18 protein-coding genes are annotated in these 26,693 nt (G+C 64.4%); 7 read left to right on the forward strand and 11 right to left on the reverse strand.

Annotated elements, in window-relative coordinates:
• Positions 1-122: 122 nt before the first annotated feature.
• From ACSBM8_RS06895 to ACSBM8_RS06905, 3 genes are read left to right on the forward strand one after another with little or no spacing between them, the layout of a single operon-like run.
• Positions 123-3,332 (forward strand): glycoside hydrolase family 2 TIM barrel-domain containing protein, encoded by a 3,210-nt coding sequence (locus ACSBM8_RS06895; protein WP_442681511.1) that lies wholly within the window; start codon positions 123-125, stop codon positions 3,330-3,332.
• A complete protein-coding gene (locus ACSBM8_RS06900) occupies positions 3,329-4,261 on the forward strand; it encodes a DUF4861 family protein (protein ID WP_442680903.1) in 933 nt (310 codons plus the stop codon). The genes ACSBM8_RS06895 and ACSBM8_RS06900 overlap by 4 nt, the downstream gene beginning before the upstream one ends.
• A 12-nt stretch (positions 4,262-4,273) precedes the next feature.
• Positions 4,274-5,542, forward strand: coding sequence for a DUF2264 domain-containing protein (locus ACSBM8_RS06905; protein WP_442680904.1), 1,269 nt, complete (start codon positions 4,274-4,276; stop codon positions 5,540-5,542).
• Between the two features lie 36 nt (positions 5,543-5,578).
• Here ACSBM8_RS06905 and ACSBM8_RS06910 read toward each other — a convergent pair whose 3' ends face one another.
• Genes ACSBM8_RS06910 through ACSBM8_RS06920 form a run of 3 tightly spaced genes read right to left on the reverse strand, consistent with a single transcriptional unit; the run spans position 5,579 to position 9,808 of the window.
• The gene (locus ACSBM8_RS06910) at positions 5,579-6,631 is read right to left on the reverse strand and encodes a lipocalin-like domain-containing protein (protein ID WP_442680905.1); all 1,053 of its coding nucleotides are present in this window, start codon (positions 6,629-6,631) and stop codon (positions 5,579-5,581) included.
• A complete protein-coding gene (locus ACSBM8_RS06915) occupies positions 6,631-9,144 on the reverse strand; it encodes an FtsX-like permease family protein (protein ID WP_442680906.1) in 2,514 nt (837 codons plus the stop codon). Before ACSBM8_RS06915 ends, ACSBM8_RS06910 begins: the two co-directional genes overlap by 1 nt.
• A complete protein-coding gene (locus ACSBM8_RS06920) occupies positions 9,137-9,808 on the reverse strand; it encodes an ABC transporter ATP-binding protein (protein WP_442680907.1) in 672 nt (223 codons plus the stop codon). The genes ACSBM8_RS06915 and ACSBM8_RS06920 overlap by 8 nt, the downstream gene beginning before the upstream one ends.
• Before the next feature lie 394 nt (positions 9,809-10,202).
• Between ACSBM8_RS06920 and ACSBM8_RS06925 the strand changes: the two genes are divergently transcribed.
• From ACSBM8_RS06925 to ACSBM8_RS06935, 3 genes are all read left to right on the forward strand, one after another.
• Entirely contained in the window at positions 10,203-11,807 is a 1,605-nt protein-coding gene (locus ACSBM8_RS06925; RefSeq protein WP_442680908.1) for a flavin monoamine oxidase family protein, read from the forward strand.
• A 521-nt stretch (positions 11,808-12,328) separates the two neighbouring features.
• Positions 12,329-14,890 carry a TonB-dependent receptor plug domain-containing protein gene (locus ACSBM8_RS06930; RefSeq protein WP_442680909.1) on the forward strand — a complete coding sequence of 854 codons (2,562 nt, stop codon included), beginning with the start codon at positions 12,329-12,331 and terminating at the stop codon, positions 14,888-14,890.
• An 87-nt stretch (positions 14,891-14,977) separates the two neighbouring features.
• Positions 14,978-15,466 (forward strand): RidA family protein, encoded by a 489-nt coding sequence (locus ACSBM8_RS06935; RefSeq protein WP_442680910.1) that lies wholly within the window; start codon positions 14,978-14,980, stop codon positions 15,464-15,466.
• A gap of 81 nt (positions 15,467-15,547) precedes the next feature.
• On the opposite strand, the gene ACSBM8_RS06940 is transcribed toward ACSBM8_RS06935, so the two are convergent.
• On the reverse strand, positions 15,548-16,747 hold the full coding sequence (locus tag ACSBM8_RS06940; protein WP_442681512.1) for a DUF1624 domain-containing protein: 1,200 nt from the start codon (positions 16,745-16,747) through the stop codon (positions 15,548-15,550).
• A gap of 235 nt (positions 16,748-16,982) precedes the next feature.
• Here ACSBM8_RS06940 and ACSBM8_RS06945 point away from each other — a divergent pair, with 235 nt between their 5' ends.
• Complete coding sequence (locus tag ACSBM8_RS06945) at positions 16,983-19,031, forward strand: TonB-dependent siderophore receptor (RefSeq protein ID WP_442680911.1); 2,049 nt, start codon at positions 16,983-16,985, stop codon at positions 19,029-19,031.
• On the opposite strand, the gene ACSBM8_RS06950 is transcribed toward ACSBM8_RS06945, so the two are convergent.
• The 7 genes from ACSBM8_RS06950 to ACSBM8_RS06980 all read right to left on the reverse strand — a co-directional run bounded on the left by ACSBM8_RS06950 (position 19,032) and on the right by ACSBM8_RS06980 (position 26,678).
• On the reverse strand, positions 19,032-20,294 hold the full coding sequence (locus ACSBM8_RS06950; RefSeq protein ID WP_442680912.1) for an FG-GAP repeat domain-containing protein: 1,263 nt from the start codon (positions 20,292-20,294) through the stop codon (positions 19,032-19,034).
• A gap of 17 nt (positions 20,295-20,311) precedes the next feature.
• Positions 20,312-23,335 (reverse strand): TonB-dependent receptor, encoded by a 3,024-nt coding sequence (locus ACSBM8_RS06955; protein ID WP_442680913.1) that lies wholly within the window; start codon positions 23,333-23,335, stop codon positions 20,312-20,314.
• Positions 23,336-23,422: 87 nt separating this feature from the next.
• Positions 23,423-24,430, reverse strand: coding sequence for a FecR family protein (locus ACSBM8_RS06960; RefSeq protein WP_442680914.1), 1,008 nt, complete (start codon positions 24,428-24,430; stop codon positions 23,423-23,425).
• Complete coding sequence (locus ACSBM8_RS06965; protein WP_442680915.1) at positions 24,408-24,956, reverse strand: RNA polymerase sigma factor; 549 nt, start codon at positions 24,954-24,956, stop codon at positions 24,408-24,410. Before ACSBM8_RS06965 ends, ACSBM8_RS06960 begins: the two co-directional genes overlap by 23 nt.
• Before the next feature lie 249 nt (positions 24,957-25,205).
• Positions 25,206-25,388, reverse strand: a complete 183-nt coding sequence (locus ACSBM8_RS06970) for a hypothetical protein (RefSeq protein WP_442680916.1) — start codon at positions 25,386-25,388, stop codon at positions 25,206-25,208.
• Positions 25,389-25,467: 79 nt separating this feature from the next.
• Positions 25,468-26,055, reverse strand: coding sequence for a class I SAM-dependent methyltransferase (locus ACSBM8_RS06975; protein ID WP_442680917.1), 588 nt, complete (start codon positions 26,053-26,055; stop codon positions 25,468-25,470).
• Positions 26,043-26,678 (reverse strand): PIG-L deacetylase family protein, encoded by a 636-nt coding sequence (locus ACSBM8_RS06980; protein WP_442680918.1) that lies wholly within the window; start codon positions 26,676-26,678, stop codon positions 26,043-26,045. Before ACSBM8_RS06980 ends, ACSBM8_RS06975 begins: the two co-directional genes overlap by 13 nt.
• Positions 26,679-26,693 lie beyond the last annotated feature (15 nt).

A 26,693-nucleotide genomic window follows, 5' to 3' on the forward strand; every position in this document is an offset into this window, starting at 1 on the left:
CTTAGCGGTCTAGCGCGTGCCGGTCGACCCGTGATGAAGCTCGTTCTACGAAGCGGGGCAAGAGCGTGATAGAAGGGGAGGATTGCGTCGTGTCCGTTTCGCACCGGCTTGCTACCTGGCTGATGTTCGCAGCGCCGCTGCCGCTCCTTGCCGCGGCCCCGGCGCCGCCGATTCAGCCGCAAATCTCTCCTGATCGCCCGGACTGGGAAAATCCGGCGATCTTCGCGATCGGGAAGGAGCCGGCGCGAGCGACCGGTTTCCCGTTCGAGAGCCGCGCCAAGGCCATTGCGGGCCATCGTACGCAGTCGGACCGCTTTCTGCTGTTGAGCGGAATGTGGCGCTTTTCCTTCACGCCCGATGCCGATCGCCTGCCGACGGGTTTCGAGCAGCCCAATTATGATGTTTCCGGCTGGAAGGAGATCAAAGTCCCGGCCGATTGGCAGACGGAGGGCTATGATCAGCCACGCTATAACAACATAACCTATCCATTCCCGGCCAATCGGCCGCTTATCCCGCATGCGACCAATCCGGTCGGTTCCTACCGCCGCGACGTGGATCTTCCGGCCGGCTGGTCCGGACAGGATGTCCTTCTGCATATCGGCGCAGCCGGATCGGCTTATTATGTGTGGGTCAATGGCCAGAAGGTCGGCTATTCGGAGGACAGCAAGCTGCCGTCCGAATTCGACGTCACCCAATATGTTAGGCCCGGACGCAACACCATCGCGATCCAGGTCTATCGCTGGTCCGACGGTTCCTATCTGGAAGATCAAGATTTCTGGCGCGTTTCGGGCATAGAGCGCGAAGTGTTCCTGATGGCCGCGCCGAAGACGCGCGTGCGGGACTTCTTCGTCCACGCCGGTCTGGACCCCAGCTATAAGAATGGCACGCTTGCGGTGGATGTCGCAGTGACGCCGTCGAAAGCGGCGACCCGTGCGCGCATCGTGCTGATGGACCGCGACGACAAGACCGTCCTGCTCACCAGCGCAGCGGACATCCCGGCCGGCGACAGCGAGCGCGTTCACCGTCTTGCGGCGACGCTTCCGAACGTTCGCCCCTGGTCGGCGGAAACGCCCAATCTCTACATGCTGCTGGTCGAACTCTATGATGCGAAGGGCGCGATCATCCAGTCTACCTGGAGCCGGATCGGCTTCCGCACGGTCGCGATCAAGAACGGCCTGGTGACGGTGAACGGGCGTCCGATCACCATTCGTGGCGTCAATCGCCACGAACATGATCCGGAGACTTTCCACGTCATCTCATTGGAATCGATGGAGCGCGACATCCAGTTGATGAAGCGCAACAATATCAACGCGCTGCGGACGTCGCATTATCCGAACGATCCGCGCCTGTACGAGCTTGCCGACAAATATGGTCTCTACGTGATGGACGAGGCCAATATCGAGAGCCACGGCTACATGGATTGGTCGAACAACCATCCCGAAATGCGCGGCAAATATCAGCTGGGCTTCGACCCGGCGTGGGACGCTGCCCATGTCAGCCGCGTCACCAACATGGTCGAGCGCGACAAGAACCATCCTTCGATCATCTTCTGGTCGTTGGGCAACGAGGCAGGCATTGGCCCTGCGTTTGCGCATGCGGCCGCCGCGGCGAAGGCACGCGATCCCGATCGGCTGGTCTCCTATCTCGGCTGGGGCACATGGCCCGATCAGAGGCAGCATGCGCCCAATGATTATGCCGACATCTACGCGCCGATGTACGACAGCCTCACCAAGCTCGCCGATTATGCCGAGAATTGGAATTACCGGCAGCCGCTGATCCAGTGCGAATATGCGCACATGATGGGCAATTCGGGCGGTAATCTGAAGGATTATTGGGACGTCATCTACGCGCATCCCAACAAGCTGCAGGGCGGCTTCGTGTGGGATTGGGTCGATCAATCCATGTACCGCAAGACCGCCGATGGCCGTCCTTATTGGGGCATGGGTGGCGAATATGGGCCCAATCCCGGGGGTGATCTGGAGTTTGGCGATGGTTTGCTGCAGTCGGATCGCACGCCCAATCCGCAGTTGTTCGAACTTCGGAAGGTGTATTCACCGATCCAGTTCGAGAATTTCGACGCGACCAGCGGGCAGTTGACCGTCGCCAACCGATACGACTTCAACGATCTATCCGGGCTCGATCTTGGGTGGCAGCTCCAGGAGGATGGGGTCGTAGTGCAGCGAGGCGCATTGCCCGCGCTCGCCACCCGCGCCCATGCGCGCGAGACGATCCCGATCGCGCTACCCAACTATGCCCGCAAAAGCGGATCGGAATATCTGCTGGTCGTCACCGCCCGCGCCCGGGAAGGGGCAATTCCGGCCGTGCCCGCGGGGCAATTGGTGGGTTGGGAGCAATTCACGCTTGCGGAACGCACCGCCGCGACGCCGCCGGTAGCAGGAGGCGCGGTGGCCTTGTCCAACCGCGGCGGCACCATCACTCTGGCCGCCAACGGTGCGGAGATCGCGATCGATCGCCGCTCCGGGCTGGTGGATCATTATAGCGCGGGCGGCCGGCTGCTGCTGCAGGGCGGGGCGCCCAACTTCACGCGCGCGCTGACCGACAACGACATCGGTACGGGCGTCGAGCGGACGCATGCCATCTGGAAAACGGCCAGCGATACCCGCCGCGTCGAGCGCGTGGAGGGCGTGCGGCTGGCGGACGGCCGCGCGCAGGTGACGGTGCGCTACATTACCGACGCCGCGACGTTCAACGCACGTTACACGATGGCGGGGGACGGTTCGGTCGCGGTGCGCGGCGATTTTACGCCGGTGCGGGGCGATCTGCCGGATCCGTTGCGGATTGGCTTGTCCTATCGCCTGCCCGCGCAGTTCGACACGCTGGAATGGTACGGACGCGGCCCGCATGAAAGCTATGCGGATCGCAAGACGGGCGCGCCGATCGCGTTGTGGCGCGGCCGCATTGCCGATCAGAATCACGATTATATGCGGCCGCAGGAAACGGGCAACAAAGTCGATGTGCGCTGGCTGGAAGTCAGTCAGCCCGGCACCGGCCTCCGCATCGAGGGTGATCAGCCGCTTTCGGTCAACGCCCTCGCTTTCCCGTATGCCGACCTCAATCGACGGCCGCGCGGTGCCGCCAAGAGTTCCGATATCGTGCCGCACGATCAGGTGAGCTTGATGATCGACGCGGCGCAGGCTGGCGTCGGTGGCGACAATCAGTGGGATGCGGGCGGGCGTGCGCTCGCCAGATATCGGATCGCGGTGGCGCCGCTGTCCTATGGCTTCACGCTGCGGCCTTTCGCCGGTGCGGGCACCATGCCCGATCGCGCGCGACAGGCGAACGCCACGGCCGTCGCAGAGGTGATCGAATGAGAAAGCTGGTCTTGGCGGGTCTGGTGATGCTCGCTGCCATGTCCGGTCGGGCCCAGCAGCCGGATGCGATGCCGCACATGCGTATGCCGTTGCCCGCGCCGACCGATCGGACGCCCCGGGCCGCGGTGCAGCTTGCGCCCTATCGCTATGACGATCTGCTGTGGGAAAACGATCTGACGGCGCATCGCATTTACGGGCATGCGCTGGAGGCGGCGGAACCGCCATCGGGATCGGGCATCGACAGCTGGGGCAAGAACGTGCCGTGGGCGTTTGCGGATCGCCAGCTGCGGTCGGGCGACCAGCATCAATATCATGGCGAGGGGCTGGATTTCTATAATGTCGGCGCGGCGCGCGGCGCAGGCGGACTGGGCATCTGGTTCGACAACAAGCTTTGGACGTCCCGCAATTACCGCACCTATCGGATCCTCAAAAACGGTCCCGATGTTGCAGATTTCGAGGTCAGCTATGCGCCCTGGCCGGTCGATGTGGCGCGCAAAGTGTGGGAGACGCGGCGCTTCACGCTGCCGCTGGGTACGCACTTCACGCGGCTCGTCTCGACACTGTCGTCGGACAAACCCGGTCCGCTGATCGTCGGCATCGGCATCGGTAAGCGCACCACCATTGCCGACAAGGATGGCGAGCTGACCGTGGACCGGGCGCGCGGGCTGATATCTTGGTGGGGGCCGGAGACGGGCGACCATGGCCGCATGGCGATCGCGCTGCGCGTCGATCCGGCGACGATCGTGGAGATGAAGGCAGATGGCGACAACCATCTCGTCTTGCTGCGCGTCACGCCGGGCAAGCCCTTCGTCTATTATTCGGGCTCGGCGTGGAGCCTCGGCAACGGCGGCATCCGCAGCCGCGCGCAATGGGATGCTTATGCGCGCGACGCGAAGCTCGACTTCGTGGTGCCGCGCCACGCGCATTGAAGGACGACCACGATGGAACGACGTGACTTCCTGGCGGGCGCGGTCGGCGCGAGCGCGCTTGCAGCCGCGGCGTCCGGCGCGGCCAAGGCGCCGCCGGTGGGCGCGGGTCTGCCAAGTGGCGCGGCGGATCGCGCCTATATGATCGATCTGCTCGGCTGCATGGCCGGCCCGGTGCTGCGGGCAATGGCGAAGGGCCGTCTGCACGCCGACTTTACGCCCGAGCTCAGCCCGACCTGGGACGGGCGCAATCCCAAGGTTGCCTATCTTGAGGGCTTCGGGCGCCTGATGTCCGGTATCGCGCCCTGGTTGGCGCTCCCCGACGACGGCTCGCCGGAGGGGCGGCTGCGCGACACGCTGCGCCAGCAGGCGCTGGCAAGCTATGCCCATGCGGTAGATCCACGCAATCCGGACTATCTGCTGTGGGACGGCGCCGAACAGATATTGGTCGACAGTTCCTACTTCACCAATGCCCTGATCCGCGCCCCGAAAGCCTTGTGGGAGCCACTCGACGGCCGAACCAAGGCGCGCATCGTGGCGGAGATCAAGAAACAGCGCAATATCTCACCACCTTATACCAACTGGCTGTTGTTCGCGGCGATGAACGAGGCGTTCCTGCTCTCGATCGGTGAGGAATGGGATCCGGTGCGGATCGACCTGGCCGTGCGCAAGATCAACGAATGGTATGTCGGCGATGGTTGGTATGCCGACGGCGCGCATTTCCACTTCGATTATTATGGGTCCTATGTGATCCATCCCTTCCTGGTGGAAATCCTGGAAGTGCTGGTGGCCGCCAATGCCAGGTTCAACAGCCTGCACCCCAAGGATCTGCTGGAACAGGCGACCAAGCGCATGCAGCGCTTTGGCGAGAGCCTGGAGCGTATGATCGGGCCGGATGGCAGCTATCCGCCGATCGGCCGCTCGCTCACCTATCGCACCGCCGTCTTCCAGCCGCTTGGCCTTCTCGCCTGGCGCAAGCAATTGCCCAAGTCGTTGCCGGGTGGGCAGGTGCGCGCGGCCACCGTTGCCGCCCAGCGCGCGGTCTTCCGCAACGCCAGCAATTTCGACGCCAAAGGCTATCTGACGATCGGCTTCACCGGCCATCAGCCGACGCTCGGCGATTGGTATTCCAATGCGGGCAGCATGTACCTCGCCGCCGAAAGCCTCCTTGCCTTGGGCCTGCCCGCGCGCGACCCTTATTGGTCCGATGAGGGTGCCGCCTGGACGATGCGCCGGGCCTTTGGCGGGATGCCCTTCGCCAAGGACTATTACGTTGATTATTGATCCAACGTGCCAAAGCAATGTGCGGTCAACTGGTACTTACATGCGAAGATCGGCTGCGTAGCCGGTGAGTTCCAGATATCCCCTGCCCTTGGCGGTGCGGACCGCGCCTTCCCAATAGACGGGCTGTCCGGCGGCGCGGGCATCGACCTCCTGATCCGGGAACATCGGCCGGAGCGGGAAGCGTCGGATGCCTTCGGGCAGGCGGATGGTCAGCATCTGCGCTACGGGATAGCGGGCGCCGGTCCGTGCCGAACGCCATATCGCTGTCGGCGCGAACGACACGTCGCCCGGTAACAGCCGTGCGGTCGTCCCGTCCGGTCGGCGAAAGGTGCCGCCGGCCCACAACACGCCGCCGCCTTTACGGCGGATGCGGAATGCCATCAGCGCGCTGCCATCGTCGAAGTTCAGGCCGGTCCAATCCCAGCCGGCCGCGTCGGACGCGAGATAGTCGGATGACCATTCGCGATCGAGCCAAGCCTCTCCGGTCACCCGTTCCGAACGGCCACCCCGAACCACCGAACCTGTCACAGCGAGATGGGGTATCGAGTAATAATAGCTCGCCTGCTCAGGCTTCGGTCCTTTGCGGCTATAGCCATTCTCGCCCTGGGGCAGCAGTGGCTGCGTCGGCCTGAAGGAGAGATCGAGGGAGAATTCGCGTCCGCCAACCCGGCTCGCAAACCGTCCGTCGGATAAACGGCGGAAGGTCCAGCCATTCAGTCGGACGTCCGCGTCGCCGGTAGCAGCGCCGGCCAGTCCGAAGCCGGCGCGGGCTGCTCGCTCGGCATGCAGGATACGGCCCGCCGCCGTATCGGACAGCGCTGCGTGGGCAAAGATCACCTGGCCCGGCGCGAAGCGGCTTGGGTTGCCGGTGGGGGCGTGCGGGTTGACGCGGAAGAAGGTCACCTGGAACCCGATGTCGCGCCCATCCGCGCCCTTCAGCCAGCCGGTCACATACCACCACTCGGTCCGGAAAGCAGGGTGCGCGCCGTGGTCGGCCGGGAAGATAAGGTGGATGCCGGGCCGCACGGTGGGGTAGGGCGGGGCAGCCGCAAGCGCGGCAACAGCGACCGCAGCAACGATCTTCCGCATCACCAATCCTCCCGGACGGCGGCAATCGCATCCGCCGCCGTGGCGCGCCGACCCGCCAGCATGGCCGTCACCGCGGCCGCGCCGGCCAGCGCGCCGGTGACGCCAACGATCGTGCCGATCGGCCAGCGCGTGGTCATCGTCCAGTTGAACGATTGTGGGTTGATGACGTGGATCAGCACCTGCCCGAGCAGCGCGCCCAGTGCCACACCGGCGACGGCGCCGATCAGCCCGAGCAGCGCGCCTTCGGTGGCGAGCATCTCCGTCACCTGGCGCCGGGTCAGCCCCAGATGCCGCAGCATGCCGAACTCCTTGCTGCGCGCGATCGTCTGCGCGGACACGGTGGCGGCCACCCCGGCCAGACCGACCAGGATCGCGACCGCTTCCAGCACATAGGTGATCGCGAAACTGCGGTCGAACAAACGCAATGCGAATCGGCGCAACGTCGCGGGCTCGGCGACCGAAACGCCGGGCGGCAGTACCGCCGTCACCGCTTGGCGGACCGCGGCAGCCTCCGTGCCCGGGACGACTGTGATCGCCGCCTCGTCGCGCAGACGGTCACCGGTGAGGCGGACATAATCTATGTCGCGGATCACGACAGCACCCTGCTGGCGGGCATAGTCCCGCCACACCCCCGCAACGCGCAGTTTGGCGGGGCGTCCCCCGATCGGCAGCGTCACGTCCTCTCCCGCAGACCAGTGGTAGAGGCGCGCCGCCGGTTCCGACACCCATATCGGCGTGGCGCCGGCGGGCACCGGCGCCTTTTCCAGCAGCACGAGCAGCGGGTCGCCGGCATCCCCGCGCACCGGCCGGGCAATCAAGGTGAGGGCTGGGCGATCGGACGCGACCGTCAGCGGGAGTTGGCGGCTAAACGCCGCGTGGGCGACCCCGGGCACCGCCGCGATCCTGCGCTGCGCCACCGGATCGAGGTCGCCGCCGTCGGCGCGCAGGTAGAGATCCGCCGACAGCACCTGTCCCAGCCAGTCGTCGACAGCACCACGAAAGCTTGTCACCATCGTCGCCATCGCAATCATAAGCGCGGTGGACGCCACGATTCCACATAGCGCAATTGCCGCCTCACCGGGCGCTCCCTGGACATGGCGGACCGCCAATAGCCGGGGCACGGCCGCGACGTCCCGCTCACGCCACGGCGCGAGCAGCCAGCGGACGAGCCACGGGACACCCGCAACCCCGCCGGCGAGCAACAATGCCATGGCGACGAACCCGAAGACCGGTAAGCCGCCGACCGCAGGCAGCAGCGCGGCGGCACCGCCGGCAAGCAGGAGGAGCAAGGCCGGCCGCCACGGGACGGGCGCGCGGGGATCGAGCACGTCGCCCGCATTCTTCAGCGCCGCCGCCGGCGCGGCACGGGCGGCGGCGCGCGCCGGCAGAACGCTCCCCAGCAGCGCCGCCGCCAGCCCGAGCGCGAAGAAAATCCCGGCGGCGACCGGCTGGAACACGACGCGCGCGGCGCCGGCGTCGAAATAGCCGCCGCCGAGATCGCCACCAAACAGTCGCAGGGCCACCGCAGCCATCCCGTAGCCAAAAGCGAGGCCTATCGCGGCGCCCACGATGCCGATGATCAAGCCCTCGAGCGCGACCGCCGCGATGATCCCGCGCCGCGGCAGCCCCAGCGTACGCACCAGCGCGAATGCGCGCAGGCGCCGCGCGACGGACAGCGATTGTGCGGAAAAGACGAGGAACCCGCCCGTGAGCAGCGCCACCAACGCCAGCATGTCGAGGTTGACGCGGTATGCCCGGCTGAGTGTATCACCCTGTCGCGCCTCGCTCTCTCCCGATACGACGACCGCGGCCGCGCCGACGATGCGTGGCAGTGCCGCCTCAGCGGCGGCGCGGTCATCGAGCTTCAGATCCAGCCGATCGAGACGCCCGAGCCGGTCGAACCGCCACTGTGCCGACGCGATGTCAACCGTGCCGATGGCTTGCCCGCCGACAATGCCGGGCAGCGTGCCGGCGACCAGGAACGTGGCGGAGCGACGATTGGCGACCACGGAGATATGCTCGCCGATCCGCGCACCGGTCGCCGTCAAAGCGGCGCGCGACAGGAACAGCGCGTCTTCGGCAAACGCGTTGTCGCTGCTCGCGTCGGGGCCGCTTGGATGTGTGCCGACAAGGCTCGGTGTCACGGCCGCGGCCCGAATGATGTCGAGGCCCAAAAGCGCGAACTGACCGTTCCCCGAACGCGCGGGCAGGCTTACCACCGGGCTTGCATCGGCTACACCCGGTGCGGTCGCAATGTGGGGGTAAAGCCGCTCGTCGAGGCCGAGCGGGCTTCGTGCGCGGACCTGCAGGTCCGCAGCGCCGTTCACACCGGTCACGGCCTGCTCGAACGAGGAGAGTGCGGAGCCGTTCACCAGATGAACCGCAAAGCCGAGCGTGACCCCCACGGCGATCGCCAAAGCCGTGGCAGCGAAGCGGCCGGGGTGGCGGCGCCACTCGCCCGCGACCAGCCATGCAAGTGCCAACCGAGACCGGAGCAGACCGGCCTCAGCCATCGGTAGGTTTCAGTCCGTCGGCGGTGAGTTTCAGCAGCCGGTCTGCCACGGCTGCCGTCGCCGCCGAATGTGTTACGATCACCGCCGCCGCGCCGCGCGATCGCACCGCACGCGCGAACAGGTCGAGGACGCGGCCGGCCGTCTCGGGATCGAGGTTGCCGGTCGGCTCGTCGGCGAGGATCACCGCCGGCCGGTGCACCAGTGCACGCGCGATCGCGACCCGCTGGAGTTCGCCGCCCGACAGATCTCGCGCATAATCGCGGCCGCGGTCGCCCAGTCCGACCGCGGCCAGCATCTCGTCCGCGCGCGCCTTGGCGGCGGCACTGTCTGGCGAAATGAGCGCGAGCGGCAGCGTCACATTTTGCTGGAGCGTCAGATAGGGCAAGATGTGGAAGGCCTGGAAGACAAAGCCGATCCGCTCGCGCCGCAGCCTGGTGCGGGCCGCATCGTCCAGCGGACCAAGGGCGACCCCCTCGATCAGGACTTCGCCCGCCTCGGCGTCGTCCAGTCCCGCCAGAATGTTGAGTAGCGTGGACTTGCCAACGCCGGACTCACCGGTAATCGCGACGATCTCGCCAGGCGCGACTGCGATCGACAAGCCCGCAAACAGCTGCCGGTCGGTTCCGACCGTCTTGGCAATGCTCTCTGTCTCAATCGCCCACATGGCCGCCTAACGACCGTGCACCTGCTTCGGTCCAATCTTAAGGCAGGGCGATGCCGGTCGGCCGGGCTCGTCGCTGCTTTCGAGCAGCTGTAGCCCACCCAAAACACTGTGCGCGTTCGCCTCACCATTGCTCGCTGAACCGGACTCCAGATTGCCACGCAGCAAAAATATCTTCCGCAAGATCAAAAAGTAATAAACTTGCAATAATTGCATTTGCGCATGTCCTGCGATTGCGTTGTTCTGTCGATCCAGAGGTTACGGGCGCGGCGGATCAGGTTCAGCCGTCCATAGATAACCATCTTGGGAGACCGATGCTCCGAAGGGCGCGCCGCTGATCAAGCGGCGACGCTTCGGAGGGTAAAACGCCCCCGTTGCAACTTGGGGGGTCAAAATCGTGATTTCACGACGCAAGCTGCTTGAACGGCTGGGCCATTATGGTGGCCTGGGGGCGACCTTCAGTGCGATGCAGGCGCTGGGGCTGATGAGTATGGCGCGCGCTGCGGGGATGCCAGCGCTGCCGCCGACATTGGGCAAGGGCAAGCATGTGATCGTGCTGGGGGCCGGCATATCCGGCCTCGTCGCGGCGTACGAACTGGAGCAGGCCGGCTTCCTTGTGACGCTGCTGGAAGCGCGGGAGCGGGTGGGCGGCCGCGCGTGGACGGTGCGCGACGGCGACAAGATCGAGATGATCGGGGAGGAGACGCAAACGGCGCGCTTTTCCGACGGGGCCTATTTCAACGCCGGCCCGGCCCGAATCCCGAGCTTCCACACCGGGCTGCTCGGCTATGCGGATAAGTTCGGTGTGCCGCTGGAGGTTGAAGTGAACTCCAGCCGATCAGCCTATATCGTGGGTGACGATGGCACCAAATTGCGCCAGCGCACGGCCGTCAATGATCTGCGGGGCCATATCGCCGAATTGCTGTCCAAGGCGGTGAGCCAGGGCGCGCTGGACCAGCAACTGACGCCGGTCGACAAGGAGAGGCTGCTGCCGTTCCTGCGCTTCTACGGCGATCTGGATGAGAGCGGCAGCTTTGCCGGCACCGCGCGATCCGGCTTCAACAGCATGCCGGGCGCGGGTGCCAGCTTCGCGACCCATTATCCGCCACGCCCGCTGGCCCAGCTGCTTGCCAATCAGCAACTGCCGATGACGTTGTTCGATGACGCATTCTACATGCAGGCGACGATGGTCGAGCCCGTCGGCGGAATGGACCGGATCCATGCGGGCTTCGACCGGAATTTGCGGCGCCCTGCCATTCGCGGCGCAGAGGTCATGCGCATCCATGACACGCCCAAGGGTGTCGAGGTGCTCTATCGCGACAAGGTGTCGAGCGCGACCAACCTGGTCAGCGGCGATTATCTGATCTGCACGATCCCATTTCCCGTGCTCGCGAAGATAGACACGAATTTCTCCAAGCCGGTGAATCAGGCGATTGCCGGGGTGGTCTATGATCATTCGAACAAGATCGCCTTCGATGCCCCGCGCTTCTGGGAGAAGGAAGACCAGATTTATGGCGGCATCACCTTTGTCGGCGGGCCGACCAGCCTGATCTGGTACCCGTCGGCGGCCATTCACTCGGCCCGTGGTATGCTACTGGCTTGCTATGCATCGGGGCCGCTCGCGGCCGAGTTCCAGAAGCGCCCGATCGCGGAGCAGATCGAATATGCGCGTGCCGTGGTCGAGAAGGTGCATCCCGGCCACGGCAAGGATCTTGCCAACGGCATTGCCGTCAACTGGCACAAAATTCCCTACAGTCTGGGGCCCTGGCCGGCCTGGAACGCGGCCCAGGCGGGCCGACAGGAAGGGAATATCGACACGCCCGCCTTCCGATTGCTGCAGAAGCCTGATGGACGCGTTTATTTTGCCAGCGCCGCACTCAGCCAAACGCCAGGTTGGCAGGAGGGCGGTATCGCATCGGCGCAATATCAGGTGACCGCGCTCGCCGCGCGCGTCACGGCACAGGCGCTGGCAGAGCCGTCCCGTAAGCGGATGGCAGCCTGATGCGCGCGGCCGGTCGGGCGGCCTTCTTCACAGCGCCGCATCATGCCCGAAAAGGGATAGCAGCCAGCTCCTCTCGGCATGCGAGGCGGCGATCACCGCGAATGGCTTTGCGCGGGTTTGCCTGATGGCAACCCTTCCGGGAAGTCCGTTTCACGCGGCGCACGGATGCCGTGCCGACGCTTCCATCACGCATCTCTGCGGGACGATGCCCGGCCGTTTCACACCGATGCGGAAACACATGTTGCAGAAATGATACGGGCGTTTTCTGTATTCACTCAAAATATAGCAAAGTTAGAAGAGTCAGTTGTCAGATAAATCCCGTCATATAGTTTCAATATTACAAATGAGAGAAAAAGAGACGAGGTGATTCGCAGATTTAAAGGGCATTTTACGCGACTAATGGGGATAATAGTCGTGCCGTTTAGGCATGAAGTGTTGCGTATTGTCTGATTAGAACAGCGATAGGGATAATCGTGTTGGTGAGAGGCTCCTGAGGCGTAGGTTTACTCTGGGGGGTCTATATGAAAACGAGCATTGGCATGATTTCCCGCCTGGCGATCGCGGCGGCGCTGATCGCAACCGGGCAGGCGGCCCAAGCCGCGGACGCGCCGGCGCCTGCCGCGCCCGCTTCCAATCCGGCCGGCGCCTCCGCGGACGATGAAGTCATCGTCACCGGGACGCGGGCGATTGGTATTACCGCCGCGGAGAGCGCGACACCCATCAAGTTGCTGGGATCGGACGCAATCCAACATGTCGGCCAGCCAAACCTCAATCAGGTGCTGACGCAGCTGGTGCCGTCCTTCAACGCGGCGGCCTTTGGCGGCGACACCGCCCAGCTAACGCTTTCGGCGCGTCTGCGCGGTCTCAGCCCCAACCACACGCTGGTGCTGCTCAACGGCAAGCGTCGGCACGGAACCGCCAATCTGGCCGTCCTGGCAGGCGTGACGCAAGGGGGCGCCGCACCCGATCTGGACTTCATCTCCCCGGCGTCGATCAAGCGGATCGAGGTCCTGGAGGACGGGGCGGCCGCGCAATATGGCTCCGACGCCATTGCGGGCGTGATCAACATCATCCTGAAGGACAGTGACGAGGGCGGATCGGTCAGTGCCACCGGCGGCCAATATTATAAAAGCGACGGCCTCGTTCTGTCGGGCAGCATCAACCTGGGCACAAAGCTGGGCGAGAGCGGCTTTATCAACCTGACCGGCATGTATCGCTATCATCAACGCAGCCAGGTCGGCGGCATCGACCGCCGCGTATATTTCCCCGATGGGACGGTGCGCACCGTGGCGAGCGGGCTATCACCGCAGCAAGTGGCGCTCTACCAAAATCTACCGGGCGCGCCGTATATCAATCGCATCTTCGGCGATCCGCAATCGAAGCTGGCACAGGGCGGGTTCAACGCAGGCTATGATCTGGGCGATGTCCAGCTGTACAGCTTCGGTACGTACAGTCATCGCACTGCGGCCGCCTATGAGAATTACCGGGTGCCGGACCGTGTCCGCCATTCTCCGGTGCTGGGCGTTCAAGGTTCGCTGACAACCCCCGGAGAAGTTCTGTTCAACCCGCTTGGTTTCAATCCGCAGGAAGCGTTTCGGGAGGATGATGCCGCCATTACGGGTGGTGCGAAAGGCGAAATTGGTGAGTTCAATTGGGATCTGAGCGTGACCTATGGCCGCGATCAGGACAAGATATACACGCAGAATTCGGCGAACGCCGCGCTCTTTGTCGACACCCATTTCACGCCGACAAAATTTTACAATGGCAAATTCATCAACGACGAGCTGACCTTCAATGCCGACTTCAGCAAGGAAGTGGATGTCGGCATGGCCGGCCCGTTAAACCTTGCCTTTGGCGGCGAATATCGAAGGAACGGCTATACGATCGGTAGTGGCGATCCGGGCTCGATCTACAAGGAAGGCGGGCAATCCTATCCCGGCTTCCAACCGACCGATGCCGGCCATTACAGCCGTAATAATGAAAGTGCGTATATCGACCTTGCGTTGAACCCGATGGAGGGGCTGAAGGTCGATGTAGCGGGCCGTTACGAACATTATTCGGATTTCGGCAGCAAGGTCATCGGCAAGGCGACGGCGCGGTACGATTTCTCGCCGGCGGTCGCGATCCGCGGCACTGTCTCGAACGGCTTTCGCGCGCCGACCCAGGCCGAGCAATATTATTCGGCGACCAACGTATCGCCAACCGCAGCGACGGTGCAGCTGCCCGCCAATTCCGACGCGGCGAAACTGCTGGGCTTCAACAATCTGAAACCGGAAAAGTCGTTCAACCTAAGCGGCGGGTTCGTTCTGCGCCCGATGGACCGTGCGACGATCACGCTGGATTATTACCATATCCGCATCAAGGATCGCATCTTCGGATCGGGCACGATCTATGGCCTGGGAGGCGCCACCAACAATCCCGCCGTGCTGTTGGCGATCGCGGCGCATGGCAACGTGCTGGATCCCACTGTCACGCAAGTGGGCGTGGCGGCCTTCACCAACGGCGTCGATACCGACACCGATGGTGTGGACATCACGGGCAGCTACACCATCCCCTCGGACTTCGGCAGTTTCAACCTGACCCTGTCTGGCAATTACAACAAGAACAAGATCAAGAAAATCAGCGACGCCGCCCTGGCGCAGGGCCTGTTCGATTATACGTCGGTGTCATTGCTGGAACATTCGGCTCCTCGCTTCAAGGTCATCGGCGGGCTCAACTGGTCGCTCGACCGCTTTACCATCACCGCGCGCGAGACGCTCTATGGCAAGCATTCCGTGCTCTACAGCCCCAATGGCGGGGCGGTAACGGCGACCAGCACCCCGGTCGGCTATTACCGGAACAAGATCGGGACGGCCGCCCTGACCGATCTGGAGGTTGGTGTGGATCTTACCAAGACGCTGACCTTCTCGGTCGGCGCGAACAACCTGTTCAACAAGAAGCCACCCAAGGTCGTTGCCGTACCGAACAGTGGTCCGGTACCCACCCTGTCTACTGCGGGGAACGTCTATGACGCGCCCAGTACATTCTCCGCTTATGGTATCAATGGTGGCTATTATTACGCACGCATCGATTTCCGCTTCTAAACGGCGATCGCGACCAATCGGGAAGGCGGCGCCGGCACGGCGTCGTCTTCCGCTGCACGAAGGGGGATGATGATGAAGGCATTGTGGATGACGATTGCCGCAGCGACGCTTGCAAGCAGTGGGCAGGCCGCCGAAATCACGCGCTTCAAGGCTACGGGTCCGACCCCGGCGCTGATCCTGCAAGGCGTGTTGGTGCCCCCGGGTGCGGAGACGCTCTATCTTTCGGGACAATTGGCCTCCCCGATCGACGCGGCGAAGCCTGCCTCGACGCTGACCATGGCCGACTTCGGCGATACGAAGACGCAAACCATCAGCACGCTCACGAAGATCAAGGCAATCCTGGCAAGCCGGGGATTCGCCATGTCCGACATCATCAAAATGACCGTCTTCGTCGCGGGCGACCCTGCGCATGGCGGCAAGATGGATTTTGCCGGCATGAACGACGCCTTCAAGATGTTCTTCGGCACCGCCGAAAACCCGAACACGGTCGCGCGATCGACCATTCAGGTTGCGGCGCTGGCAGGGCCCAACTTCCTGGTCGAGATCGAGGTCACGGCTGCGAAAATGGCGCGATGATCCGACATGTCCACCAGCCAGTGGGCGGATGGCGATCGCAAAGGCTCGCGACGGTTCCAGGCGGGTCGGCCGTCGCGCCGTTTATAGATATTTCAGCCAGGTTATGTCGCGGCGTGCGGCCTTGAAACGCGAGAACCACGCTGTCGGTAAGTATAGCGGCACGATGAGGCCGACATACCATAGCAACACCCAATCATAATTCGCGACGCCGAACGTGCTGCCCTGGGTCGGGCCCCATATCGCAAAAGCCGCATGGTAGAGCAGGCGCAATATCGTGAGGTGGAACAGGTAGAAAAACATCGGCGCGCCGCCGAACACCGCCAAGGCGGCGACCGGCCGGGTGTCGTTCAGGCGTTCCAGCGCGGCCAGCAGCATAGCGCCCAGCCCAAGTGTGAGCAGCAGGAAGAGCAGCGAAGGGGGATATTTGGTCAGCGCGAAAAAACTCATCGCCGTGCGCATGCGGCTCCCATGGATGACGAACCAGGGTGCGTCGCCATAAGTATTTGCGAGGCGCAGCAGGACGAAAGCGATCAGCATTGCGGCGCCGATCAGCGCGAGACGGCGCGACCGCATGTCCGGCGCAACGTGCGTCAGAAACCACGGACCGACCGCATATCCCAGCGTGATGACGCCGATCCAGGGAAGTACCGGATAGGTTGTTTTGGCAACGAGCCCGAACGGCAGCGCAATGACATCGCGCTGGTGCAATAGCGCCCACAGCGGGAATAAAGGGTGATCCGGTTGCAGGTGGATCGGATCTAGTAAATTGTGGCCGGCGACGATCAGCAGTCCGATGCCGAGCAGGGTAGGGGCCGACAGGCCAATCAACCCGGCAAGGACGATCATGCACAGGCCGATGCACCAGATAACCTGCAGCCAGAGCGTCGGACTGGCGACACCCCAATAGAGTTCGGACAGGTACAGCACCTCCAGCGCCATCAGTATGCCGCCGCGCTTGAGCAGAAAGGCACGCGTCTCCGCCACCGTGTGCTTGGACCGGAACAAGAAGGCGGAGATACCGGTCAGCACGATGAAAACAGGCGCACACAGGCTGGCCGCGAGCCGCGCCAGATAGAGGGCTGGAAGAGCAATTCTAGCGTCGATCGGATCGGATACAGCCACGTGCAGGAACCAGGTTTCGCGCAGATGGTCGAGCAGCATGAGTATCATGACGAAGCCACGCAGCGCGTCGATACTGTGCAAGCGTGGCAGTGCAGACGGTCTTGGAAGTGGCTTACCACGCCGGAGCGTGGCCGCGCCCGCGCGCGACGCGGCCAGCATGATCGTCATGATCTCATTCCGCTGTGTATCGATCGGCCGACCTCACGTCGGCCGTTCATTCCTTCATTCCGTGCCTGGACAACCATCGGACGCTGTTGACGTCGATGTCCGCGCAACGCAAGATGATATGATACATCATATCGCATGAATGGCAGGACTGTTGCGTAGCGAACTCTCACAAACATCCCTTCGGCGTGCGATCGGTGCGGCGCGACCATTTGTCTTTGCGACCGTAATGGCGGCGGGTGCGGCTGTTGGCGACCCGGCCGTGGCGCAAGACGGTCCGGAGGCCGATTTCGACGGCGTGGTGGTGCTCGGCACGCGAAAGTCCCGTGATGCCGGCCTGTCATCGGATCGCGCGACCGAGCGCATTTCTCAGTCGAGCCGCTCACTGGAGCAGGATATCCTGCGCGCGGCCGGCACCTATCGCCTGAGCGATGCGCTCGAATTGGTTAGCGGGAGCAGCCAACAGAATAACCGCGGTGGCTTCGCCGAGAATTTTGCCATTCGCGGCTTTCTCAGCACGGCGGATGGCGGCGGCGAATATTATGTCGATGGCTTCATTGCCAACCGCGGCAGCGCGCCCGCGCGCGATCCGGCGACGATCGAGCGGATCGAGATCCTCAAAGGACCTGCGGGGGCGGTGTTCGGGGATATCGATCCCGCTGGCCGGGTGAATATGGTCACGAAGACACCTCGGTTCGCGGCGGAAGGATCCGCTCGCCTTACCTATGGATCGTTCGACACCCGGCGCATCGAGTTGGACGCGACCGGTCCGTTGACGAACAACCTGGCCGCACGAATTGTCGTGGCCGTGGAAAATAGCGACGGCTTCCGCGACTTCGTCGGTCTGAAGCGTCGTACCATTGCGCCGTCGATCACCTTCCGCCCGTCCGGGGCGCTGCAATTCACCTATGTCGGCCAGGTCATCCGTTATGACGCGCCATTCGATCGCGGCGTCATCGCGGTCGACGGCGACCCATCGGCATTGCCGGCATCGCGCTTTCTCGGCGAGCCTGGCAATGGCGATACCCGCGCGCGCGATACGCGCCACCAGTTGACCGGCGAAGCCTTGCTAGGCGGTAGCTGGTCGCTGGTCGGCGGCATGGCCTATCGCACCGGATCGCTTCGCGGGTTTTCGGCCGATCAGTCGCGGCTCGTGGGCGGACGGACGCTGTGGCGGCAGCGGCGCGAGCGGGGCTATGAGGTCGAGGATTTGGCGGCGCGGCTGGAGCTGCGCGGCGAGGTGCATGTGTTAGGCACGCACCGGCCGAGCTTCGGCATCAAGGGCTACACGCTCGATTATCTAGAGCTGCTGCGCCGCCGCAACCCTTCCGACCCGACGCAAGGGGGCAGTCCCTATGCGATCGACATTTACCATCCGGTCTATGGCGTGGCCACGGCGCTGCCGCTGTTGCCGAGCATCGATCAGCGAGAGCACCGGCGCGGGCTGACATTTTACGCGCAGGATCTGTGGGATGTTACGGGCCGCTTGTCGCTGGTCGGTGGCGTGCGGCTGGATACCTATCGCCAGACGTTGCGCAAGAACCTGACAGGCGCGGTATCGCGCGCATCCGGTCGGCCGGCGACCTTTCGCCTCGGGGCGAAGTACGCGATCGATAAAAGCGTCTCGGTGCACGCCAACTGGGGCGAATCCAACCTGCTCAACTCCGGCAGCGGCAGCGACGGGGCCGCATTCGCGCCGGAAAAGGGCCATGGCTATGAGTTCGGGCTGAGTGGGCGCTGGGCGCCGTTGGATGTCGGTATCACATGGTTCGACATCCGCAAATCCAACGTCCTTACGACCGACCCGAAGGACGCCAACTTCCTCGCCCCGGTTGGTTCGCTGCGAAGCCGTGGCATCGAGTTCGATGCGGCCTTCCATCTGGCGCGACGCTGGCAGGCCGTGATCAATTATGCCTGGACCAAGGCGCGCTATGACGACGAGAATTTCGCGACACCGCGCGCGCTGAACGTGCCGGATCATTCCGGCTCGCTGTTCCTCGTCCATCGGATCGAGACAGCCAAGGGCGAATGGCTGTTGAGCGGTGGCGCGACCTATGTCGGCAGGCGATCGGGCGCGACCGACACGAGCGGACTTGTCCTGCCCGCCTATATCAAAGTGAAGGCGTCGCTGGAGGTGCCGCTTACGCCCATATTCAGCGCGCGGCTGGAAGCGGACAATTTGCTGAACGAGCGATATTCGCTGAGTTCGTACAACGCCTATTGGATATATCCGGGAGCGCCTCGAACGATCCGCTTTTCCCTGACCGCGCGTTTCTGATCAAGGTCCGGTCAGAATTCCGACCTCGTTACTATTGTAGAAGATAACGGCCACGGCGCCGGGAAGGATGGCGATGCCGCGCGGACCCTTGCCGGGAAATAGGGCAGTGCGGCGATCGGCGAAAGCCTGGTTAAAGCCGCTTTTGCCGGTGCCGCGCCAGAAGACCAGTTTGCCGGATTCGCGCGCGGCCGCCGCCAGATCGAGGATACCGTCGCCGTCGAGATCGACGAGGGTGACGTCGCGGATCTCATCGGCCGTGACTTCGCCGCGTTTCGCCGTGCCGGGGCTGAACGAGCCGTCATAGACGAAGCGATCGGGCGCGTTGCGCAGGACGACGACATTGTCGCTGGTGCTGCGATTGCCGACGACGATGTCGGGGCGGCCGTCCCCATCCAGATCGCCGGCTTTGAGATGATAGGGGATGCGCCCGAACGAGGGCGTTCGGCGCCACGGCGCGAAGCCGCCTTTGCCGTCGCCCTTCCACACCTCGACCAGATTGCTTTCATACATCGAGAAAGCGAGATCGAGCCGGCCGTCCCCGTCATAATCGGCCGCCGCGATATCGCGCGGGCCGCCCAGCATCTGATCATATGGCGCGGGCTGTTGCGGATAGCGCACCGTGCGGAAGCGGCGGCCGCCTTCGTTGAGCAGCACGAAGAAGACGTTGGACTGGTAGGAGACGGAGACGATGTCCGGCCGGCCATCGCCATTGACGTCGGCGATGATCGCGGAGGTGAGGCCGGGGGTAGGGTAACGCGGCAGGCCCTGCGCATCGAGGCCATATTCGTTGACCAGATCCTTACTGCCGAGCGCGAGATAGGTGGTGGGATCGAACAGCTGTTTCCGGTCGCTGGCGCCATAGAGAATGGCAAGATCGCGGCCGTCGTTGGATTGATAGTTCGGCACGACCAGATCGGGCCGGCCATCGCCATCCAGATCGCCGATCGCCGAATGATAGGGGCCGAAGCCGACCGTGAAGTCCTGCCGAACCCACGCGCCCTTCTTGCCCGGGTTGAGATAGATGGTGAGCTGATCGTTGGCGGGGCGGGCCAGCCGCGGCGAGAGCAACTCGCCGCGGCACGGGATGATGAGATCGGGCAAGCCGTCGCCGTTCACGTCGCCCGACGAGACCTGATAAGGCCCGGTGCAGACGGGCAGCATCACGGCCTGCTGGGCGGCGCGCTCCACATTCCAGTTCGACCATCTGTCGGGCGCCGGCGGAGCAAGCGCGGTGGCGAGGACGGCGAAGGCGAGCCCGAACATAGTGTCAGCCCCTTCAATCAGAACTGAAAGCGCAAGCCGGCGCGGAAGGCACGGCCGATCACATCATAGTAGGTTTGCGAGACGCCGATCTGGGCGCTGCCGATGCCGGTGCCAGCGGCAGCGTAAGGCGCGGGTGCCTTGTTCGCGACATTGTCGACCGCGACGTACAGCTTCACGCGAGTGTTGAGTGCGTAGCTGGCCGAGAGATCGACGTAGAAGGCGCCATCGACATGGTTGTTGTCGATCGTACGGTTGAGCGTGGTCGAGGTCGGGCAGGCGCTGGTGCATTGGACGAAGGCATTGGCGAGCACGCCGTCGCTGAAGCCGCGGCCGGTGACGGACAGCGACAGGGGCCCCTTGTCGAATGCGATCTCGCCCAGATAGCGCCAGGTCGGCACGCCGGTATTCTCGCCGCGATTGGAGGTGGGGGGATTGATGCCGTTGTCGGTGCTGCTTTCGAGGTAGCGCGTCGCGAGCGCGCGGAACGATAGGGTGCCGTCGCCGAGGCCGCTCGCCAGACGGGCGATCGGCAGGCGGTAGCCCAGCTCCATATCCAGGCCGCGCGCGGTCTGCCGCGCGAGGTTGATCGGGCGCAGGAAGACGTCCGTCATGAAGCCCTGGGCGTTGCGCACGATCAGGCCGCAAAGCGACTGATTTCCCTCATAGCATTGGTTGATGATCGTGCTGGCGCCCAGCGTCGCGATCGCGCCCTTCACCTTGATGTCGAAATAATCGACCGAGGCGGACAGGCCCGGCACGAAGCGCGGCTGGACGACCGCGCCGATATTCAGCGTGTCGGCCTTTTCGGGCTTCACCACCGGGTTGCCGACGGTGGTCTGGAAGACGGTGTAGGATTGGTTGTTCTTGGCGGGATCGACCAGGGTAGTGGTGTTGGTCTGGCCGGCCTGGAACAGTTCCGACAGATTGCCGGCGCGGATATCGCGCGAGCGGGTGACGCGCAGGCGCAGATCGGGAACCGGCGCGTAGCTGAGCCCGGCCTTCCAAGTGGTGACATAACCGGACGTGCTATAATCGGTCGCGCGGACGGCGGCGTTCAGATCGAGCGCGTAGGCCCAGCTGGTGCGCGCGGCGAGCGGGACGACCGCCTCCAGGAAGGCTTCGTTGACTGTGTAGGAGCCGTGGATCGGCTTGTAATTGCCCGCCCAGTATCGGTGGAGCAGCGAGAGTGGATCGCTCGTCCCCTCTTCCGCCTCGCGGCGATGCTCCACCCCGAAGGCGATCGACACCGGGCCGGCCCAGGTCGCCAGGGGCTCGCCGCGCACGGTGGCGGAAACGACGTCCTGCGTGATCTTGGCATTGAGGTAGGATTTGCCGATCACATAATCGCGCGCCGCCTGGGAGGCGACGCCGGTGCCGAGGATGTTGAGCGGCACGCAGCCATTGCCGGGATTGGTCAGGGTCGAGCGGCAGATGATAGCACCGCTGGGCGCGCGCACCGCATCGATCGCGGCATTATAATTGGCGGTGATCGGGACGGCGGTGCCATTGTAGAATTTGCTGACGTTGCGGTTGCCGCGCACGATCCAGCTCCAGTCGGTGCCGAGCACGTCCGCCTTGCCCTCCGCGCCAAGCGCATAGCGATATAGATTGTGGCGCGTTTCGGTGACGATGCCGCCAATCGCCTCGTTCCAGCTGCCGACGTTGAGTGATGTTTCGCCCAGCTCCGTCATGCGCTGGCGCACGGCTTCGGGCAGGAAGGCATTGTCGCGCTGGATGATGAGCCCGCCGAAGTTGAACATCGGCGTGCCGGTCGTCTTGGTCTTCGCCTGGACGTAGGAGAATTCGCCGAAGACATTGACGCGGTCGGCGACATCGTAGCTGAGCCGGCCGAAGACGCTCTTGTGCGAAACTTCCGGATCCAGATTCTGCGGGCCGTTGCCGAAATCGGTCGCGCGCCAATCGCCGCCGACCATGAAGGGATCGTTGACGGTCGCGCCGTAATTGAGCTGCGCGGGCGCGCCGCCTGGGCCGAAATACAGGCCGCGCAAGGGGCCGCGCGTGACGATGCCGCCGGGCGCGACGGTGGTGTAGCCGACCTGATCGCGGACAATATATTCGGGCTGGCCGTTGGTGGCGGTATAGGCCGGGTTGAACAACGTCTTGCGGCCGCGATACCAATTGCGCGGCATGCCCTTGATGCCCTCGCTATACCAATTTTCGCCGCTGACGAGGATGTGGCCGCGATCGTCGGCAAAGCCGGTGCCGGCGCTGAGCGACACGCGATAATTCTTGTCGTCGCCATAGGTGGTGATGCCGCCCTGCACCTCACCCTTCACGCCGGTGAAATCCTTGTCGAGCACGAAGTTGACGACGCCGGCGACGGCATCCGACCCCCACGCGGCGGACGCACCGCCGGTCACGATATCGACGCGCTCGACCAGGGCGCTGGGGATGGAATTGGCATCGACCAGGCCGTTGAGCGAGGCCGCGGGCAAACGCTGGCTGTCGAGCAGCACCAGCGTACGCGTCGCGCCGAGATTGCGCAGGTTGAGCGAGCTGATCCCCATGAAGCCGCCGCTGATATTGCTGGCGGTGTTGCGCGGATTGTTGCTGCCGGCGAGCGCGGGCAGCCGGCTCAATTGTTCGGCCAGGTTGATCTGCGCCGAGCGCTCGATCTCGTCGCGCCCCAATACGGTGAGCGGCGTGGGCGCCTGATAGCCGTTGCGCACGACGCGGGAGCCCGTGACGACGAGTTCCGCACCCTCGCTTTTCTCCGCGCCGAGCACCGCGATGCTGCCGTCGAACGAGCGCACCGTGAGGCCAGTGCCGTCGAGCAGCGCGTCAAGCGCGGCGCGCGTGTCGAGCGTGCCCTTCACCATGTTGGTGCTGCGCCCGTCGGCATCGCGTCCGGCGATGATGATCTGGATGCCGGCCTGGCGCGCCAGTTCCTTGACACCCTTCGCAGCAGGTTGCGCCGCGATATTGAACGCCCGCGTCTGCGCCATTGCTGGTGCCGAAACGCACGACATGGCTGCGATCGCGACAATCGCCGCGGTCGCCCGATACTGATTAGAAAGCATGATGTCCCCGTTTGCTGGTCTCAATATTGAAGACCGGCAACGGGTTATTTTCCTTCACGATTAAAATATTAATTATCCGCGAAAGATTTATTTCGGTTTTATTACGATTGTGTCCTTACCGACCTCGGCTTCGCCGTCCGCGACTGCGGCTGCGGCTTGTGCGAAGCGTTCGGGATCGTTGGCGCGGAACAGGCCGACGATGCGGATCTGGCCGAGCGCGGGATCGACGACGATACGGGTCCGGTTGATGCGGTTGAACCGATCGGCCGCGGCGGCGATTGTCACATCATCCAGCGCGATCTGCGCCAATGCGGGGGGTGGTGGCGTCGGGCGCACGACACGCGCGACGTCCGTATCGGGACGCGGCAGCCCCGGCTCCAGCGTCAAGGCGCCGCCGGCGCGCAGCAGCACCGCCTGTTCGCGATCGTCGCGCCCCCATACCAGCACGCTGCCTTCCTGGACGCGGACGGCGCCGCCGGTCTCCCCTACGCGACGCACCGAATAGACAGTGCCCGTCGCCTGCGCATAGACGTCACCCGACTGGATCACGAACGGGTGGGCGCGATCCTTGGCGACATGGAACAGCGCCTCGCCGCGGAGAAGGTGCACCTTGCGCACCCCGTCGCGCATCGTGAATTCCAGTTTTGCCCCCTGGCCCAGTGTCGCCACCGATCCATCGGCGAGCGTGAGGTCGCGCGCGGCAACCTCCGCGGGGAGAGCCGGCGAAGGCGACCGGAGCAGACCGGCAAAGCTTAATCCCGCGGCGACGACCAAGGATGCGGCCAGCGCGCTCCCGAGCGCGACCCGGCTTCGGGCAAACCAGTCGCGCAGGGGGCTCCGGGCGTTGGATGCGACCTCCTCGACTGAGGCGACGGGTGCGCGCATGTTCGCGGCGGCGGCAGCGGCCTCCACGGCATCTTCGAGCGTGTAGAGGATAGCGCGCGCGCGCAGATAGGCGCCGCGATGCCGCCGGTCCGCCGCGATCCACGCATCGAATTCGCGCGCCAGGTCGGCCGGCATCTCGCCGTCCAGCGCGCGCGCCGCCCAGCGCGCCGCCTGCTCGTCAAGGCGCTCAGTGGAAACGGAGCTTGCCAATATGCGCGTCCTCTTGCTCTTCGGCATCCTTCCCAGCTTCGGCGTCCTGTTCGGCCATGGCCGCCGTCACCTTCCTTATTCCGCGCACGATGTGGTTCTCGACGACATTCTCACTGACCCCGAGCCGTGCCGCGGCCTCCCGTTGCGACAGCCCTTCGACCCGTCGCAGCTCGATGACGCGCCGGCAGGTGTCCGAAAGACTCGCCAGCAGGCTGGCGACGCGGCCCAGTTCCTGGGCACCTTCGACCACCCGATCAGCGGAAGGACTCTCATCAAGGACGTCGAACCCGTCGCTTTCCGTCATCGACACAATGTTTTTGGTCGTATGCCGGATGGCGTCGACTGCCGCGGCATGTGCGGTCCGGCGGAAATATGCGAGCGGGTTTTCGATATGGTCGATCGCGCCAAGCGCCGAGAGGCGGCAATAGGCCTCCTGCAAGACATCATCGACATCGATGGTGCCGCGCCACTGGCGCGACAGCCACGCCCGCACCCGGCCCTCATGTGGCAGAATTTCGCGGGCCACCCAGCGAGCGACGATATCATGCTGACTTCGCATAGATTTGCGACGCTTGGGCCCCTGGTCGCTATTCTGCCTTTGTCAGAACAGCCTGAGGGGCCCGTTGAGCTGAGTCATATGACAGAATGATGAAATGCGGGGCAAATCTCGGTCAAGGCGGCAACCGGCGTTCTATGCGGACTACCCTACGCCTATCGTGCGCACGTGCCGGTGCGGCGTGAATGAAGACCCCCGCCGCGGCGGGGGTCATGATCGTTATTCCTTCGCGCCGGTGCCCGGCTCGGTCGTCTTGGGGGCCTTGCCGTCTTCGATACGCCCCTCATTGCGAAGGTCGCGGCCTTCCTGCGCGCGCTCCTTTGCCTCGGGCGACTTGCCATGCTCGTTCAGTTCTTCCTTCACGAAACCGGCGGCTTCTTTTGCTTTGCCTTCGATGCTCATCTTGGGGACCTCTCCGATCGCCACTCTGCGTGACCCTGTAAAAGCGTTCGGTCGCCGGATTAGCTCCCGCGCACTCCGCTCAAGGCTGACGGGTGCAGGCGATAACCTGCCAACGGCCTGTGCGTCGCACCGGCCGTACGGACCATCGTACGCCGGTTCCGGCCAGAAACCGACGCTGGATGCCGTCTGCATGCTGCACAAAATCGTAGAAGGTGATGCGATGGTGCGCCAGCACGAGCGTGCCGCCGAAACGCAGGCGGCGTGCCACCTGACGCGCCAATTTGTCCATGGTCCAACGATCAAGATAATAAAGGAGCTCGGCGATGATGATCGCGTCGTAGGTCGGGCGCGGCGGCGCGTCCGGTACGATCAGGCGGCGCGCACGGGCGCGGGGTTCCGTGCCGTGAAGTGCGCGACGCACCAGATCGGTGCCGGCAGCTGTCGCCTCGGTCGCGTCGAGGCGAAGCGCCCGTGCTGCCAGCGAACGGCTGTTCGAGCCGTTGCCGGCGCCGAGTTCGAGCACGCGGCCAAGCGGACTGCCCAAGCCGTGCAGGATCGCCCGTCGCTTCAGCACTTCGTCGCGCGCGTCCCATGTCGACCACGGATCGTCATTGCCGGCGAACTTGGCCTCGAATCCTTCGAGATTGATCGCTTTCACCGCACCCATGCGAACCGCTCCGCCGGACGCGCAAAGGCATTGAGGTGGCGGTGGGTCATGGCAAAGCCGGCGTCCGCGTCGGTGATCAAGCCGGCCTGCGTGCGGTAGCGGCGCACCGCTGCCCGCTTCATCCCGATCTCGTCCGGGCTGAGTGGCACGACCAAGCCGGACAATGTCCGTCCGGCGCCCTCTGGCCAGACCCGATAGCCGGCCAGCCGCTCGCCGCGACGGGGCAGGGCGGCAAGGGTCGCAGCGACGGCACGATGATCGGCATGGGCGTCGTCGGGCATCGGGCCAATGATCAGTTGGGGTGCCGGCTTATTCAGAATAGCGCGTCCGAGCTGAGACCGGAGCTTCTTCTTATCGTCGCTCAGGGCGCCATCGGGCAGACCCAGGAAGCAGATCCTGTCCGGGCAGATGCCCAGCCGCCGCATGGCCCGGCGCGTCTCGCGACGGCGTTCCGCGATCAGCCGCGGGCGGGGCCAGTTTCGGCTTTCGGGGTGGGATGCGCCGCCGTCACTGACGACGATCACATCGATGTGCCGGCCGCGCGCGGTCATATGCCGGATCAGCGCCCATGCGGCGATCGCTTCGTCATCGGGATGCGGCGCCACCACGAGGAGGCGGCGCAACGATCGGGACACCTG

The organism is Sphingomonas sp. ASY06-1R, from assembly GCF_052180265.1.
In the GTDB taxonomy this organism is placed as follows: Bacteria; Pseudomonadota; Alphaproteobacteria; order Sphingomonadales; family Sphingomonadaceae; genus Sphingomonas_I.

Excerpts from the sequence above, each read along its gene's own strand:
- ACSBM8_RS06920 (WP_442680907.1), bottom strand. The coding sequence starts at position 9,808 with ATGTGGGCGATTGAGACAGAGAGCATTGCCAAGACGGTCGGAACCGAC.
- ACSBM8_RS06900 (WP_442680903.1), top strand. The coding sequence starts at position 3,329 with ATGAGAAAGCTGGTCTTGGCGGGTCTGGTGATGCTCGCTGCCATGTCC.
- ACSBM8_RS06910 (WP_442680905.1), bottom strand. The coding sequence starts at position 6,631 with ATGCGGAAGATCGTTGCTGCGGTCGCTGTTGCCGCGCTTGCGGCTGCC.
- ACSBM8_RS06895 (WP_442681511.1), top strand. The coding sequence starts at position 123 with ATGTTCGCAGCGCCGCTGCCGCTCCTTGCCGCGGCCCCGGCGCCGCCG.
- ACSBM8_RS06945 (WP_442680911.1), top strand. The coding sequence starts at position 16,983 with ATGGCGGCGGGTGCGGCTGTTGGCGACCCGGCCGTGGCGCAAGACGGT.
- ACSBM8_RS06950 (WP_442680912.1), bottom strand. The coding sequence starts at position 20,294 with ATGTTCGGGCTCGCCTTCGCCGTCCTCGCCACCGCGCTTGCTCCGCCG.
- ACSBM8_RS06970 (WP_442680916.1), bottom strand. The coding sequence starts at position 25,388 with ATGAGCATCGAAGGCAAAGCAAAAGAAGCCGCCGGTTTCGTGAAGGAA.
- ACSBM8_RS06940 (WP_442681512.1), bottom strand. The coding sequence starts at position 16,747 with ATGCTGGCCGCGTCGCGCGCGGGCGCGGCCACGCTCCGGCGTGGTAAG.
- ACSBM8_RS06935 (WP_442680910.1), top strand. The coding sequence starts at position 14,978 with ATGACGATTGCCGCAGCGACGCTTGCAAGCAGTGGGCAGGCCGCCGAA.
- ACSBM8_RS06930 (WP_442680909.1), top strand. The coding sequence starts at position 12,329 with ATGAAAACGAGCATTGGCATGATTTCCCGCCTGGCGATCGCGGCGGCG.
- ACSBM8_RS06905 (WP_442680904.1), top strand. The coding sequence starts at position 4,274 with ATGGAACGACGTGACTTCCTGGCGGGCGCGGTCGGCGCGAGCGCGCTT.
- ACSBM8_RS06955 (WP_442680913.1), bottom strand. The coding sequence starts at position 23,335 with ATGCTTTCTAATCAGTATCGGGCGACCGCGGCGATTGTCGCGATCGCA.
- ACSBM8_RS06915 (WP_442680906.1), bottom strand. The coding sequence starts at position 9,144 with ATGGCTGAGGCCGGTCTGCTCCGGTCTCGGTTGGCACTTGCATGGCTG.
- ACSBM8_RS06975 (WP_442680917.1), bottom strand. The coding sequence starts at position 26,055 with ATGGGTGCGGTGAAAGCGATCAATCTCGAAGGATTCGAGGCCAAGTTC.